The 14,623-nt window shown below is 67.6% G+C and carries 18 protein-coding genes, 1 tRNA gene and 1 pseudogene; 17 read left to right on the forward strand and 3 right to left on the reverse strand.

Features of this window, described 5'->3' with window-relative positions; all coding sequences use genetic code 11:
* The first annotated feature begins 132 nt into the window (after positions 1–132).
* The 11 genes from rplU to AC04ME_RS07020 all read left to right on the forward strand — a co-directional run bounded on the left by rplU (position 133) and on the right by AC04ME_RS07020 (position 7,908).
* Positions 133–441 (forward strand): 50S ribosomal protein L21, encoded by a 309-nt coding sequence (gene rplU, locus AC04ME_RS06970; RefSeq protein ID WP_072591411.1) that lies wholly within the window; start codon positions 133–135, stop codon positions 439–441.
* Positions 442–459: 18 nt separating this feature from the next.
* Positions 460–717 (forward strand): 50S ribosomal protein L27, encoded by a 258-nt coding sequence (gene rpmA / locus AC04ME_RS06975; RefSeq protein ID WP_028501603.1) that lies wholly within the window; start codon positions 460–462, stop codon positions 715–717.
* A gap of 140 nt (positions 718–857) precedes the next feature.
* Complete coding sequence (gene obgE, locus AC04ME_RS06980; protein ID WP_309689279.1) at positions 858–2,360, forward strand: GTPase ObgE; 1,503 nt, start codon at positions 858–860, stop codon at positions 2,358–2,360.
* On the forward strand, positions 2,357–3,142 hold the full coding sequence (proB, locus tag AC04ME_RS06985) for a glutamate 5-kinase (protein WP_475434268.1): 786 nt from the start codon (positions 2,357–2,359) through the stop codon (positions 3,140–3,142). Before obgE ends, proB begins: the two co-directional genes overlap by 4 nt.
* Before the next feature lie 9 nt (positions 3,143–3,151).
* A complete protein-coding gene (locus tag AC04ME_RS06990; RefSeq protein WP_042537711.1) occupies positions 3,152–4,405 on the forward strand; it encodes a glutamate-5-semialdehyde dehydrogenase in 1,254 nt (417 codons plus the stop codon).
* Positions 4,406–4,471: 66 nt separating this feature from the next.
* On the forward strand, positions 4,472–4,696 hold the full coding sequence (locus AC04ME_RS06995; RefSeq protein WP_042537709.1) for a hypothetical protein: 225 nt from the start codon (positions 4,472–4,474) through the stop codon (positions 4,694–4,696).
* A gap of 6 nt (positions 4,697–4,702) precedes the next feature.
* Entirely contained in the window at positions 4,703–5,305 is a 603-nt protein-coding gene (gene nadD, locus AC04ME_RS07000) for a nicotinate-nucleotide adenylyltransferase (RefSeq protein WP_042537707.1), read from the forward strand.
* Positions 5,302–6,447 carry a hypothetical protein gene (locus tag AC04ME_RS07005; protein ID WP_475434270.1) on the forward strand — a complete coding sequence of 382 codons (1,146 nt, stop codon included), beginning with the start codon at positions 5,302–5,304 and terminating at the stop codon, positions 6,445–6,447. Before nadD ends, AC04ME_RS07005 begins: the two co-directional genes overlap by 4 nt.
* Positions 6,447–6,830: a ribosome silencing factor gene (rsfS, locus tag AC04ME_RS07010; protein WP_042537705.1), complete on the forward strand. Its 384-nt coding sequence runs from the start codon at positions 6,447–6,449 to the stop codon at positions 6,828–6,830. Before AC04ME_RS07005 ends, rsfS begins: the two co-directional genes overlap by 1 nt.
* A gap of 1 nt (position 6,831) precedes the next feature.
* Positions 6,832–7,521 carry an SDR family oxidoreductase gene (locus tag AC04ME_RS07015; protein ID WP_475434272.1) on the forward strand — a complete coding sequence of 230 codons (690 nt, stop codon included), beginning with the start codon at positions 6,832–6,834 and terminating at the stop codon, positions 7,519–7,521.
* A 201-nt stretch (positions 7,522–7,722) separates the two neighbouring features.
* Positions 7,723–7,908, forward strand: a complete 186-nt coding sequence (locus AC04ME_RS07020; RefSeq protein ID WP_228385526.1) for a hypothetical protein — start codon at positions 7,723–7,725, stop codon at positions 7,906–7,908.
* A 59-nt stretch (positions 7,909–7,967) separates the two neighbouring features.
* On the opposite strand, the gene AC04ME_RS07025 is transcribed toward AC04ME_RS07020, so the two are convergent.
* The 3 genes from AC04ME_RS07025 to AC04ME_RS07035 form a co-directional block, all read right to left on the reverse strand.
* Complete coding sequence (locus AC04ME_RS07025; RefSeq protein WP_042537784.1) at positions 7,968–8,150, reverse strand: hypothetical protein; 183 nt, start codon at positions 8,148–8,150, stop codon at positions 7,968–7,970.
* A 120-nt stretch (positions 8,151–8,270) separates the two neighbouring features.
* Positions 8,271–9,386 carry an AI-2E family transporter gene (locus tag AC04ME_RS07030; RefSeq protein WP_153302212.1) on the reverse strand — a complete coding sequence of 372 codons (1,116 nt, stop codon included), beginning with the start codon at positions 9,384–9,386 and terminating at the stop codon, positions 8,271–8,273.
* A 232-nt stretch (positions 9,387–9,618) separates the two neighbouring features.
* A tRNA-Ala gene (locus tag AC04ME_RS07035) sits at positions 9,619–9,691 on the reverse strand.
* A 93-nt stretch (positions 9,692–9,784) separates the two neighbouring features.
* Between AC04ME_RS07035 and AC04ME_RS07040 the strand changes: the two are divergent.
* From AC04ME_RS07040 to AC04ME_RS07065, 6 genes and pseudogenes are all read left to right on the forward strand, one after another.
* Positions 9,785–10,240 (forward strand): annotated as a pseudogene (locus AC04ME_RS07040) (N-acetyltransferase family protein); the annotation flags it as partial.
* Positions 10,241–10,282: 42 nt separating this feature from the next.
* Positions 10,283–11,347: an NAD(P)-binding domain-containing protein gene (locus AC04ME_RS07045; RefSeq protein WP_475434275.1), complete on the forward strand. Its 1,065-nt coding sequence runs from the start codon at positions 10,283–10,285 to the stop codon at positions 11,345–11,347.
* A gap of 66 nt (positions 11,348–11,413) precedes the next feature.
* The gene (locus AC04ME_RS07050) at positions 11,414–12,205 is read left to right on the forward strand and encodes a hypothetical protein (RefSeq protein WP_475434277.1); all 792 of its coding nucleotides are present in this window, start codon (positions 11,414–11,416) and stop codon (positions 12,203–12,205) included.
* The gene (locus AC04ME_RS07055; protein ID WP_475434279.1) at positions 12,202–12,729 is read left to right on the forward strand and encodes a hypothetical protein; all 528 of its coding nucleotides are present in this window, start codon (positions 12,202–12,204) and stop codon (positions 12,727–12,729) included. The genes AC04ME_RS07050 and AC04ME_RS07055 overlap by 4 nt, the downstream gene beginning before the upstream one ends.
* A 45-nt stretch (positions 12,730–12,774) precedes the next feature.
* Positions 12,775–13,431 (forward strand): SDR family oxidoreductase, encoded by a 657-nt coding sequence (locus tag AC04ME_RS07060; RefSeq protein ID WP_309689246.1) that lies wholly within the window; start codon positions 12,775–12,777, stop codon positions 13,429–13,431.
* Positions 13,432–13,603: 172 nt separating this feature from the next.
* Entirely contained in the window at positions 13,604–14,623 is a 1,020-nt protein-coding gene (locus tag AC04ME_RS07065; RefSeq protein ID WP_475434281.1) for a glycoside hydrolase family 3 N-terminal domain-containing protein, read from the forward strand.

Consider the following 14,623-nt stretch of genomic DNA (forward strand, 5'->3'; position numbering starts at 1 on the left):
CGTATGCCGCGTCGTCCTGGACGGTCGAAGCGGAGAGTCTTGCGTTCGTGCCCGTCGCCCAGCGTCGCATGCAAGCAACAGTCTTCCCGTGAGATATCGGAGCCGCGAGCTCCCCAACGAAACAGGTATGAAGTGGTTTACGCAGTAGTGCGCGCCGGTGGGCGGCAGGAGAAGGTCGAGGTCGGCACGATCGTTCAGCTCGACCGTGTCAAGGCTGCCCAGGGCGAGAAGATCGAGCTGGCCGCAGTGCTGCTCGTCGACGGCGCCTCGGTGACCACCGACGCCGACTCGCTGGCGAAGGTCAAGGTCACGGCAGAGGTCATCGGCAACCTCCGCGGCCCGAAGATCATCATCCAGAAGTACAAGAACAAGACCGGCTACAAGAAGCGCCAGGGCCACCGTCAGGAGCTCACGCGCGTCAAGATCACCGGCATCAAGTAAGACCGAGGAGACCAGGACATGGCACATAAAAAGGGCGCAAGCTCCACCCGTAACGGTCGTGACTCCAACGCTCAGCGACTTGGCGTCAAGCGCTTCGGTGGACAGCAGGTTCTCGCCGGCGAGATCATCGTCCGTCAGCGCGGCACGCACTTCCACCCCGGCGTGAACGTCGGCCGCGGTGGCGACGACACCCTGTTCGCTCTGGCCGCCGGTGCGGTGCAGTTCGGCGCGAAGGGCGGCCGCAAGGTCGTCAACATCGTCGCCGCTGCTGAGTGATCACAGCACGACAGTAGTCATGCGATTCGGGGCGGGCTTCGGCCCGTCCCGAATTTGCGTTTTCGGCGGGACATGTGTTCCCAGCCGAATCGCCGGCCGAACTCTCGGTTCCGGCCGAGTTCTTTATTGAGGAGAGAGACATGGTCAGTTTCGTCGACACCGTGACGCTTCACCTGCGTGCGGGCAAGGGCGGCAACGGCTGTGTCTCGGTGCACCGCGAGAAGTTCAAGCCGCTCGGCGGCCCCGATGGAGGCAACGGCGGTGACGGCGGCGACATCGTTCTCATCGCCGACACGCAGACGGGCACGCTTCTCTCGTACCACCACTCGCCCCACCGCAGCTCCGGCAACGGCGGACCCGGCATGGGCGACCACCGTGCAGGGTTCATGGGTGAGGACCTCGAGCTTCCCGTTCCCGTCGGCACCGTGGTCAGGAACGCCGCCGGTGAGGTTCTGATCGACATGATCGAGCCCGGCGAGCGATTCGTCGTCGCGAAGGGCGGCCATGGAGGACTCGGCAACGCCGCACTGGCGACGCCGAAGCGCAAGGCGCCCGGATTCGCGCTTCTGGGCACCCCGGGAGACGAGGGCGATGTCGTCCTCGAGCTCAAGACCGTCGCAGACGTGGCTCTCGTCGGCTATCCCTCTGCAGGCAAGTCCAGCCTGATCGGTGCGATCTCGGCGGCCCGCCCCAAGATCGCCGACTACCCGTTCACCACGCTCCACCCGAACCTCGGTGTCGTGCAGGCGGGGGAGTCGCGCTACACCGTCGCCGATGTCCCCGGACTCATCGAGGGAGCGAGCGAGGGGCGTGGTCTCGGACTGGAGTTCCTCCGCCACGTCGAACGCTGCACCGCACTGCTGCACGTGCTCGACTGCGCGACGCTGGAGCCCGGTCGTGACCCGATCTCCGACCTCGACGTCATCCTCGGCGAACTGGCCGCGTACGAGGTCCCCGAGGGACAGACTCCGCTGCTCGAGCGACCCCAGCTCATCGCGCTGAACAAGATCGATGTGCCGGAGGCCCGCGACCTCGCCGATCTCGTGCGTCCGGACCTTGAGGCTCGCGGATTCCGCGTCTTCGACATCTCCACCATCTCGCACGAGGGCCTGCGCCAGTTGACCTATGCGCTCGGCGATATCGTCGACGCACACCGCGCAGAGCTCGCCGCGACCGAGGTCCCGCGTGAGCGCGTCGTCCTTCGCCCGCGCGGCCCCAAGAAGGGCTTCGAGATCCGGGTCGAGGGTGGCAGCTACGGCAACATCTATCGCATCCTGGGCGAGAAGCCCGTCCGATGGGTTCAGCAGACCGACTTCCAGAACGAGGAGGCCGTGGGTTATCTCGCGGATCGCCTCGAGAAGCTGGGCGTCGAAGACGAGCTCTTCCGCCTCGGTGCAGTGCAGGGATCCACGGTCGTCATCGGCGAAGGCGAGAGCATCGTCTTCGACTGGGAGCCCACCATGACGTCTGCGGCCGAACTCATGACGGCGCCCCGCGGAACCGATCCGCGCCTGGCGCCCAACGCCCGTCGCACCACCTCCGAGCGTCGTGAGAACTACTACGAGCGCATGGATGCCAAGGCCGAGGCTCGCGCCGAGGTCGAGGCTCAGCGGCTCGCGGCCTACCGCGAGGACGGGGAGTGACCGCTCGCACGAGGGCGGATCTCGCCACAGCCTCGAGGATCGTCGTCAAAGTCGGGTCCTCATCGATCAGCGGTGAGTCGTCATGGCGGATCCCCGTGCTGGTCGAGGCGCTGGCCGCAGCGCACGCGCGCGGAGCAGAGGTGATCCTCGTCTCCTCCGGAGCGATCGCCACAGGCATTCCGTTCCTGCGTCTCGACGCCCGCCCGACCGACCTGGCCACGCAGCAGGCCGCGGCCGCGGTCGGACAGAACATCCTGGTCTACCGCTATCAGGAGTCTCTGCGTCGCTTCGACATCGTCGCGGGGCAGGTGCTGCTCACGACGGGCGACCTCGAGAACCCGACCTCGCGCAGTAATGCTCGGCGGGCCATGGAGCGACTTCTCGGTCTGCGCATCCTGCCGATCGTGAACGAGAACGACACGGTCGCGACGCAGGAGATCCGCTTCGGCGACAACGACCGACTCGGAGCGCTCGTCGCGCAGCTGATCGAGGCCGACGCTCTGGTCCTGCTGAGCGACATCGAGTCGCTCTACACCAAGCCGCCGTCCGACCCGACAGCCGAGCCCATCGACATCGTCGCCCCCGATGCCGATCTGTCGGGACTCGAGTTCGGATCGACCGTCGTCAACAGCGTCGGCACCGGAGGAGCCGCGACCAAGGTCTCGGCCGCTCGCCTGGCTGCCGCGTCCGGGATCGGCGTGCTCGTGACGAGTGCCGACCTGGTCGACAGGGCCCTCTCCGGGGCCGACATAGGGACCTGGTTCGAACCCGCGCTCTCTTAGACTGGGCGGATGACCGACCAGACCCCCCAGACGCGCCTGGAGCTCGCCAAAGAGGCGTCCCGCGCTACGGCCAGGCTGACCAGCGATGATAAGGCCCGGGCTCTCGAGGCCATCGCGGTGGCTCTCGAGCAGAATGCTGCCGCGATCATCGCGGCCAACGGTCGAGACATCGAGCGAGGTCGGTCCGACGGCATCGGAGAATCGCTGATCGACCGGCTGCGCCTCGACGAGAAGCGCGTCGCCGCTCTCGCCGCGGCAGTCCGCCAGGTCGCGGCCCTGCCCGACCCCGTCGGTCGCGTCGTCGGAGGGCATCGGATGCCCAACGGCGTGGCACTGGAGCAGGTGCGGGTGCCCTTCGGAGTGGTCGGCGCGATCTACGAGGCGCGTCCGAACGTCACCGTCGACATCGCCGCGCTCGCGCTGCGCTCGGGCAACTCCGTGGTCCTGCGCGGTGGCAGCGCCGCACGAGAGTCGAACACCGTGCTCGTCGAGATCATGCGCGGCGCGCTGCAGGCTGCGGGCGTCACGCCGGAAGCGGTGCAGACGGTCGACGACTTCGGTCGCGACGGCGCCACGGCATTGATGCACGGACGCGGGTTCATCGACGTGCTCGTGCCCCGGGGCAGCGCGGGCCTGATCGAGACCGTCGTGACCGAGGCCACCGTCCCCGTGATCGAGACAGGCGCAGGCAACGTGCACATCGTGCTCGACGAGAGCGCTCCTGACGACTGGGCGCAGGACATCGTGGTGAACGCGAAAGTGCAGCGTCCCAGTGTCTGCAACGCCGTCGAGACGGTGCTCGTGCTCCGTCAAGCCGCACCGCGGCTCGTGCCGCTCGTCGCGAGCGCACTGCAGAGCGAGGGAGTCGCGATCCACGGTGACGACATGGTGGCGGGGCTCGTCTCGAACGTGATCCCGGCGACGGAAGACGACTGGGCGACGGAGTACCTCAGTCTCGACATCGCGATCAAGGTCGTCGACACCCTCGACGATGCGCTCGACCACATCCGTCGCTACAGCACCGGGCACACGGAGTCGATCATCACCACCGATTCGCGCAACGCGGAGCGATTCCTGGCCGAGGTCGACTCGGCAGTCGTGATGGTGAACACGTCCACTCGGTTCACTGACGGGGGAGAGTTCGGGTTCGGCGCCGAGGTCGGCATCTCGACGCAGAAGCTGCACGCGCGAGGACCGATGGGGCTTTCCGAGCTGACCAGCACGAAATGGCTGGCGCGTGGGGCAGGGCAGACGCGCGGCTGAGGGCTAGACTAGGGGGCGCTGTGGCTCTTCGTGAGTCATGCCCGCCAGCCACGAAACGGAGTCAGGATGAATCTCGTCGCACAGATCGCGATGGTCGCTGCCGAAACCGAGCACCACGGCAATGTGCAGCTCGAGACGCTGATCTTCGGCGTGATCGCCATCATCGTCTTCGCCTTCCTCGGCCTGGTCACGCTGTCGTACAAGAACGTCGCCAACCGCCACTCCGCCAAGGCCGACGCCTGGGCGGCGAAGCACGGCAAGGACGGCCACGAGGCAGGGCACGGCCACTAGGCCCGTATGAACGACACGACCTCGCGTCCTGCGCGCATCGGTGTGATGGGCGGCACCTTCGACCCCATCCACCATGGCCACCTGGTCGCCGCGAGCGAGGTCGCCCACTCCTTCGATCTCGACGAGGTCGTCTTCGTCCCCACCGGACACCCATGGCAGAAGTCGGATGTCACCCCCAGCGAGCACCGCTACCTGATGACGGTGATCGCCACTGCATCCAACCCGCAGTTCACGGTGAGCAGGGTGGACATCGACCGTGAGGGGCCGACCTATACGATCGACACCCTTCGCGACCTGAAGGAGAAGCGCCCCGACGCGGAGCTCTTCTTCATCACCGGTGCCGACGCCGTGGCGCAAATTCTCAGTTGGAGGGACCATGATGAACTGTGGGAGTTGGCCCACTTCGTCGCGGTCTCGCGTCCAGGACACGTTCTGAGCACTGACGGCCTCCCCAGCGACAACGTCAGCCAACTGGAGGTGCCGGCGCTGTCCATCTCGTCGACGGCCTGCCGCGTGCGGGTCCGCGACGACGAGCCGGTCTGGTACCTCGTCCCCGACGGAGTCGTTCAATACATCGCGAAGCATCATCTGTATCGGAGCAAGGCATGAGTACATCGGATCAGCAGGGTCACGGTCCGCTGACGCGAAAGCAGCTGCGTGAGATCCGGCTGACGGGTTCCACGCCGGTCATCTCGGTGGAGGAGGCTGCAGCTGCCGCTGCCGTCGCGGCTCCACCCGTGCCGCCGAAGCCAGAGGCGCCCGAGTCGACCACGGTCGAGCCCACCCTGCCGGCCCGGTCAGGCGCGAGCGACACCGAGGGGGAGACCTCCCACGGGCCTGTGGGGCTGACACGTCGACAGGTTCGCGAGCGCGAGCGCGCCGCGACGGGATCGGTTCCTGTCGACGAGTCCGATGCTCCTGAGGGATCGGCCCCCGAGAATGCGGCCGAAGAGACGCAGCCCGTCGAGCCCGCATCCGAGCCGAAGAGCGAGACTCCTGCGTCCTCTGCATCCGATGATGATGACGAAGACGATGACGACACTGCTGTCGAGGGCCTCCCCGCTCCCGTCAGTGCTTCGACGTCCGTCGAGGCCACGGATGACGACGCTCAGACCGCTCCCGAAGCGGGCGACACCTCTGCGGCCGTGGCCGAACTCGGCATCGACGCAGATCCGGTCGATGCGAACGACGACGTCCTGGCCGATGTGGCCGAGTCCGATGACGTCGACATCGCCGAAGGGGAACGCCCCACGGTGAACTCCGCCTTCGGGCAGGAGCTGCTCACCGACGGCGCGGAGACCCGCAAACCCTTCTCACCGTCGTTCGACGAGCTTCTGACCGTCGGTGACTCGACCGGATCGCAGCATCTGGCTCCGAACACGCTCATCTTCAACCCCTCCCCGGGAGACGGGTCGCTGTCTGGCCCGGTCGCCTCCACGGGGGAGATCCTCGTGACCGGCTCGTACGAACTGCCCAAGGGCCTCGGTTCGCAGGGTCACGCGCACGGCACCACAGACGGCAAGGATGTGGACGCCGTGCTGATCGACGGCGAGCTGCCTCCGGCATCGTCGCCCACGCCGATCGCCGCCAGTGCGGCCGTCAGCACCATCAAGCCCGCCGGTGAGGTCATCCGCCCACCCGCCCCCGAAAAGGGCAACAAACTCATGCTCATCCTCGCGATCGTGGCGGGTGGTCTTGCGCTCGCGCTGGGCGTTTCCCTGATCGTCGCCTTCAACTCGAATGTGTTCTAATGCAGTCACCTGAAACCGCCGAAGAGATGCTCCAGCTCGCGGCCGACGCCGCCGTCTCGAAGGGCGGTGAAGATCTCGTCGCCCTCAACGTGTCGGAGCCTCTTCCGCTCGTCGACATCTTCCTGCTCGTCACCGGAAACAGCGAGCGGAACGTCGCCGCCATCGCCGATGAGATCGAGGACAAACTCATCGAAGCCGGCCACAAGCGGGTCCGCCGTGAGGGTCGTGCGGAGGCCCGCTGGGTGCTCCTCGACTTCGGCGACCTGATCGTGCACGTCTTCCACCAGGAGGAGCGGGTCTACTACGGCCTCGAGCGCCTGTGGAAGGACTGCCCTGTGGTGCCGTTCGAGCTCGCAGACTCCGCTGCAGCAGACCGCGACTGACATGAGCGTCCACCTGATCACCGGTGCCGGTTCCGGCATCGGCTCCGTCGTCGCGCGCCGACTGCTCGATCGGGGCGATCAGGTCGTCGTGCTGGCCCGTGATGCGGGGCGCGCCAAGGAGATCACCGCGGCGCTTCCGGGCGCATCGGCGATCGTCGGTGACCTGGCACAGCCCGGAAGACTGTCATGGGCGCTGTCGAAGCAGGCGCTTCCCGAACGAATCGACTCGCTGATCCATGCAGCGGGGGTCGTCGACCTCGGGCCGGTGGCCGACCTGGCGGCGAACCTGTGGGAGCGTCAGCTCGCCGTGAACCTCGTGGGGCCCGCAGAGCTGACACGCCTGCTGCTGCCGCTGCTGCGTGTCTCCGGTGCTCGGGTGGTGTTCGTCAACTCCGGCGCGGGGCTTCACGCGCACGCAGGCTGGTCGGCGTACGCCGCGTCGAAGCACGGGCTCAAGGCTCTCGCCGACTCCCTGCGGGCCGAGGAGGCCGAGCACGGGGTGCGGGTCACCTCGATCCATCCCGGTCGCACAGCGACGCCCATGCAGGAGCGCGTGCACCAGCAGGAGGGGCGCGACTACGATCCGGAGCGCTTCATCACGGCTGACTCGGTCGCGACGACGATCCTCACCGCACTCGACCTCCCGGACGACGCCGCTCTCACCGACCTGACGATTCGCCCTCGCGGCTGATCCCCTTCCCTGCAGTCTCTCTCGCAGCTGTCAAGCCCCTGTGGGCCTGGGGCGGCACCGTGGATGATGTGCAGTGGGGGAGAAAGTCGTGGAGGGAATCACATGTCCGGAGATCCAGATCCTAGATACGTACTGCATCGTGTCACGCCATCGGAATGGGTGATCAACGACCGACGGTACGAGTCGCACGATCCGCGGCACGTGGTGGCGAGTGTGTACGAATACGCCGACACCGAGGTCGAGGTCGTGTGGCTTCGTGATCTTCCTCTGGCAGTGCGATACGCCACCGCCACCGAAGTCCTCGAAGAGGTCACTCGGGTGCAGGATTCGAGTCGGGCGACGAGGCCCATCGCGATCCCGCACCTGCCACCCCTTCTCTCGAACTGAACAGAGTGCGCGGCAGGACCCGGGGAGGGACCTGCCGCGCACTTCTGCGCCAAGGGGACTCAGGAGTCCTCGCCGAGCGGTCTTTCTGCGGCCAGGCGGTCCGCGGCAGCACCGTCGACCTGGTCGGCATCGGCGTCCGTGTCGAGCACGGGCTCCCCATCGACTTCGCGGTGGGGGACACCGTCGATCTCTCCGTCATCGTCCGGCCGCGGGACGAGCGGGGGTATCGGATTGTTCGTCATCATCGACTCCTCTCGTGGGATGTGAGGGCCACGGTAGGGCGGCTCATCGTCTGAGAGGGAGCGGGTTGACGGATGCAGTCCCGGGGGAGTACCGGGCGCCGCTTCCGACTTCAGGCGGACTCAGACCGTCTCGGGGCGCTTCTTGCGGAACGGCTTCGCGGGCGTGTGCGGTCCGTCCCACACGGTGATGATGCCCCAGGCGACGGCGGCGATGGGCACCGAGAGGACCGCTCCCACGATCCCACCCAGGATCGTCCCGGTGGTCAGAGCGAGCAGGATCACGAGGGCGTGCAGCTTGAGTGAGCGAGCCATCACGACCGGTTGCAGGAAGTTGCCCTCGAGCTGGTTCACGAGCACGACGATGCCGACCACGATGAGGGCAGCCACCGGTCCGTGTGTGACGAGTGCCACGAGTGCCGCGAGGATCCCCGCCGCGGTCGCGCCGACGAGCGGGATGAACGCCGTGAGGAAGACGATCACGGCGAGGGGCAGGGCGAGCGGGATCTGGAGGATCGCCAGGCCGATGCCGATGCCGAGCGCGTCGGCCGCCGCGACGATCGAGGTCCCGCGGATGTAGCCCCCGAACACATCGACCGTCTTGTCGCCGATGCGGCGGGCGCGGTCGTAGCTGGCTCCGGTGAAGGGACGCAGCAGGAACTCCCAGATGCGCGGTCCGTCCTTGAGGAAGAAGAACAGCACGACGATCATCAGCGCGAGGCCGGTGAAGAAGCTCGCGGTGGCTGAGACGCCGGCCAGCGCTCCGCGTCCGAACGATGCGCTCGTCAGGAAGTCTCCGACGCCGGCCCACACCTCATCGAGGTCGAACGACGCGAGGTTGAACGGCAGGGTGTCGAGCCAGGCCGTCACCTGGGTGATGCCGTCGGTGGCCGAGTCGATGAGGTCGTCCCACTGCGAGCGGACCGTCAGGACGATCACCCAGACGATTCCGCCGAGAATCGCGAGGATCCCGATCAGTGCGATCCACGTCGCCAGGATCGACGGCACCCCGCGACGGCGCATGAGAGCGACGAGCGGGTGGATGGCCGAGGCGAGGATCAGCGCGATCGTCACCGGGATGAACACCAGCGAGAGCTGCGTGATCACCAGGACGCCGACGGCGACCAGGGCGAGCACCGACAGCGTCTGCAGGCTTCGGGTGGCGGCGAGTCCGACACCGCGTGACCAGAGGCCGGGTTCTGCGATCGGCCGCGGGCCGTCTGATGGCGGGGACGACATGATCCCCTGTCGTCGGAACAGTCCCAGCACGTGCGTCCTCCACCTCGTCGAAGACCGTCTCACTGACGAGGACGGCCTGGCCTTTCTATCCGGAGCAGCAGGCGATGGCAAGTCCCTGGCGCTCCGCCGCGTGATGACCCGTCTATGACACGCGTTCGCCGAGCCTCCACCGACGCTGAGCAGGGGCAGACGAAAAGAAGGCCCCGCGATCTCTCGCGGGGCCTTCTGTATGTGGACCTGGGGGGACTCGAACCCCCGACCCCCTGCATGCCATGCAGGTGCGCTACCAGCTGCGCCACAGGCCCAGAACTGCTTCCTCAGTGCTCGAAGCAACTTGAACAGAGTACTACACGGATCGCGCGCAACACCAATCGACGAGGGCCTCCCGGGCGCGTCGCGTTAGGCTCGACGGCATGACGACGATCAACGCGATCACACAGGCGGACTTCGACGAATGGTCGGGTCTGTGGCGCGGATATCTGACGTTCTACGGCACCCAGCTCTCGGACGAGATCACGGCTGACACGTTCCGGCGGCTCGTCGAGGATGGGGAGCTGCACGGCGCCGTCGCCCGCGACGACGCCGGACGCGCTATCGGCATCGTGCACTGGCTCACCCACCCGGCGACGTGGAGCAGATCTGCCTACTGTTACCTCGAGGATCTCTATGTCGATACGGCATCGCGAGGCTCCGGAACGGGGCGGCTGCTGATCGCGCACGTGCGGGGCTGGGCCGCGGAGCACGGATGCGAGAAGGTCTACTGGCTGACTCAGGAGACCAACATGACGGCGCGCGCGCTCTACGACAGCGTGGCGACGCACACGGGGTACACCCACTACCAGATCGCACTCTGAGGCCTGCGGAACAACGGCGCGATCGCGGGTGTTGTCACCAGCGTGAGCATCCTGGACAGCGTCGTGATCGGCGCCGGTCAGGCCGGTCTGTCGGCCTCTTTCCATTTGACCCGTCTGGGCATCTCCCATGTCGTGCTCGACTCGGATTCCGAGCCAGGGGGCGCGTGGCGACACCGGTGGGATGCGTTGACGATGCGCGACGTGCATGGAGTGGCCGAGCTGCCGGGGGAGTCACCTCCTCCGCGGGACGGACAACGCGCCAACGTCGCCGTCCCGGCATACTTCGCCGCCTACGAGCATGCTCACGGTCTGCCGGTGATCCGACCTGTCCGCGTCGACCGGGTGATGGACGACGACGGGTTCCTGGTGGTCCACGCCGGGGACCGGCAGTGGCGCACCCGCACCCTCGTCAACGCCACCGGCACCTGGACGCATCCGTTCCTGCCGCACTACCCGGGCATGGAGACGTTCCTCGGCGAGCAGCTGCACACGGTCGACTATCCAGGACCGGAGCACTTCGTGGGCAAGCGGGTCCTGGTCGTGGGCGGAGGTGCGTCGGCCGTCCAGTTCCTCGGAGCCCTCGCACCCCTCACCGACACGCTCTGGGTCACGCGTCGCGAGCCGGTGTGGCGCGACGATGACTTCACTCCCGAGGCCGGGGCAGCGGCGGTCGCTCTCGTCGAACAGCGAGTCGCACAGGGGCTGCCTCCGCAGAGCGTCGTGAGCGTGACCGGACTCATGCTGCGACCGCAGGAGCGCGAGGCCGAGCGTCTCGGGGCGTACGCCGCACGCCGTCCGATGTTCGCTCGCATCGAACCGGACGGCGTCCGCTGGGCCGACGGCTCGTTCGAGCTCGTCGACGTGATCCTGTGGGCGACAGGATTCCGACCCGCCATCGCGCACCTCGCCCCGCTGCATCTGCGCAGTGCGGCCGGCGGCATCCAACTCGACCGTGGAGGCCGCGGCACGACGGCGGTGCAGGATCCGCGGGTCCAACTCGTCGGCTATGGCCCGTCGGCGAGCACGATCGGTGCGAACCGGGCGGGGCGCTCGGCGGCGAAGGGCGTGCAACGCGCGCTGGCGAGGGAATCCCTGAGCACCTCGTAGAACGGCCGGGACGGGACCGTCTCCCGGGCGCGTGATCGAGCGACACCCCGTCGCTACGCTGAGGGCATGATCCGCATCGTGCTCCTCGTCGTCTGGCTGCTGTTGTCGGCCTGGCTCGTCATCTGGACCGGAGAGGGTCTCTTCGGCGTGAACCAGCGGGAGTCGATCCTTCCGTTCTCGGGAGAGGACACCCTCGGAGGGCCGATCTTCATCGGGGTCGTGTGGGGACTGCTCGTCACCTTCGGAGGCACGATGTCGGGCTTCGGTCGCCGCCGGAAGGTGAGGGGCGAGTCTCAGATCGGCGTGGGCCGCCTCGTCGAGATCTCCAGAACCGGTCTGACGGTGAACGATGTGCCCCAGTACGACCTGTTCATCCGAGTCACTCCAGGAGTGGGCGAGGACTTCGTCGGGCAGCTGCGGATGCTGGTCGATCACAGCGAGATCGGGGCCCTGCAGGTCGGGCAGCCGATCCCGGTCCGATACAGCCTCAGCGATCAGGACACGGTCGAGCTCGCCGACATCACCGACCCCGCGGTGCGGGACGCGATGCTGCAGTGGCGGATCGAACGGGGTCTGATCGACCCTCGTCTGGTGAGAGCGCGAACGAGTGGCACGCAGGTGCCGGCATCCGTGCTCGAGGTGCGCCCCACCGGACGCCGCCTCGAGGGGCAGAGCGAGCTGGCGCTCAAGGTGCTCATGGCTCCGGAGGGCGCCGCGACCTGGGAGGCCGACACGACGGTGTTCGCCTTTCCCGAGGCGATCTCGCGATTCCAGGTCGGCGCGCCGATCTGGGCCTTCTATCGACGCGAGGATCCGCACACCGTGGCCGTGACGGTCGAGAAGGAGGCCGGACGATGAACGTTCTCGACACTCTGATCTGGCTGATCAACTTCCCAGCCTCGCACGGATACGCGATGGTGTTCATCGCCGGGTTCTCGATCCTCGGACTGTTCGCGGTGTCCGCACCCGGTGCAGCGCCCGGCGTCGCGCTCCGACGCCTCCGCGAGCGTGAGGGGCTGCTGCACGGTGAGAACGCGGCGCGGGGGAGGGCAGTTGGCACGGCCCTGCGGATCGTGTTCCGGATCCTCGCGTTCGTGATGGTCGCGAACCTCGTGATCGGCATCCTGAGCCTCACCGGCGTCCCCATCACGCGTGCGTACATCCATGAGCACGGTCAGCCGACCACCGGGACCATCGATGGCGACTGGGTCACCTTCACGACCTCCTCGGGCATCGAGTACACGATCGAGAGCAACTTCTTCACTCCTGCGGTCTATCCTGATCGCGACGCGTACCTGCCCTCCGGCGAGCCGGTCGTCGTCCGGTATCTTCCCGGGCACCCTCAGGCGTTCGTCATCGACAGCTCGCAGGGGCCGCGCTGAGCGCATGCCCGAGCCGACGTCGGCGCAGGCGCGTAGGGTGAAGACATGTCGCGAATCATCGTCTTCGGCGGCCACGGCCGCATCGCACTCCTCCTCGCCCCGATCCTCGTCGCCCGCGGCGACGAGGTGACCTCGGTCATCCGCAATCCCGACCATGTCTCAGAGGTCGAAGCGACGGGGGCGCACGCGCTCGTGGCGGACGTCGAGACCCTCGACACCGATGCGCTCGCGGAGATCATCCGCGGACACGACGCCGTGGTCTGGTCGGCGGGGGCCGGTGGCGGCTCTCCTGAGCGCACCTACGCCGTCGACCGCGACGCCGCGATCCGAACCATGGATGCCGCCGAGGCGGCCGGTGTGAAGCGCTATGTCATGGTCTCCTGGCTCGGCTCCAAGGCCGACCACGGAGTGCCCGAGAGCGACGGCTTCTTCGCCTACGCCGATGCGAAGTGGGCGGCAGACGAGCACCTGCGATCGACAGACCTCGACGGCACGATCCTCGGCCCTGGCACGCTCACGTTCGACGAGCCCACGGGTCGCATCGTCCTCGATCCCGAGGGCAAGGGGGAGGTCGCCCGCGCCGATGTGGCAGCCGTGATCGCCGAGGTCGTCGGCAACCCGTCGACCTTCGGCCGCACCATCAGATTCGGAAACGGCACGGACGACACGGCGGTGCCCATCGTCGACGCCCTCAGCGCCTGAGGCCATGCGGCGGCGTCGCTTCGGGGCGGTCGGAGCGGCGGTGATCGCCGGCCTGGCTCTGGCATCCGCACCCGCGTCCGCATCGACGCACGACACAGTACGTGTCGGCGACGTCCGGTCGGCTGCCTCCTCTTCGGGGACGATTGACCACGCAGCGGCCCTCGTCTCGGAGATGACGACGGCCGAACAGGCGGCGAGCATCGTGATGGGGCACATTCCTACGACGGATGCCGCAGCCCTCCACGCGTACATGCAGCAGGGCCTCGGCGGATTCATCCTGATGGGAGCGAACATCCCCGCGACGGATGACGAGCTGCGAGCTCTCACGGCCGCTCTCACCGTCGATCCTGCACTGCCGCCGCTCGTCGCGATCGATCAGGAGGGCGGGATCGTGTCGCGCCTCGGCAGCGACGTGTTCCCGGCCTCGACCGGTCTCAAGTCGCAGCCGGTCGCGGACGCAGAGGCGGCCTTCTCCGCACGGGCCGCGCTGGTGGCGAAGGCCGGGATCACCGTGAACTTCGGCACGGTCGCAGACATCACGGCCGATTCGACCTCGTTCATCTACGGTCGCGCACTCGGAACCGATCCTCAGACTGCCGCAGAGCGGGTCGTGGCCGCCACGGAGGCGCAGGAGCAGGTCATCGCATCCACGCTGAAGCACTTCCCCGGTCACGGTGCGGCGCCGGGCGACTCCCATCAGGCGATCCCGACGACCGGTGAGACCCTTGACGAATGGCGTGCGACCGATGCGGTGCCGTTCGTCGCCGGTGTGGACGCCGGTGCCTCACTGCTCATGTTCGGTCACCTTGCCTATACCTCGGTGGATCCGGCCCCTGCGTCCCTCTCGGCGCGCTGGCACGAGATCGCCCGGGAGGAACTGGGCTTCGACGGAGTGATCGTGACAGACGACCTCGGGATGCTGCAGTCATCGGGGATTCCGGAGTACGCCGATCCGGTGCGCAACGCGGTGTCGGCGGTCGTCGCCGGAACCGATCTCGTGCTCATGATCGCGGGCTCCACGCCCGACACCGCCGGCCAGATCGTGCAGGGGCTCACTGCGGCGGTCGATGCAGGCTCGCTCCCCGCCGATCGCCTGGCCGAGGCGGCGACACGGGTGATGTCGCTGCGCCTGCAGTCGATGTCGGCGACGACGGACTGGGCGCTGTGCCCGGAGTGCGAGCCGGTGGGCTGA

The sequence above is a fragment of the Microbacterium sp. LjRoot205 genome, from assembly GCF_056175745.1.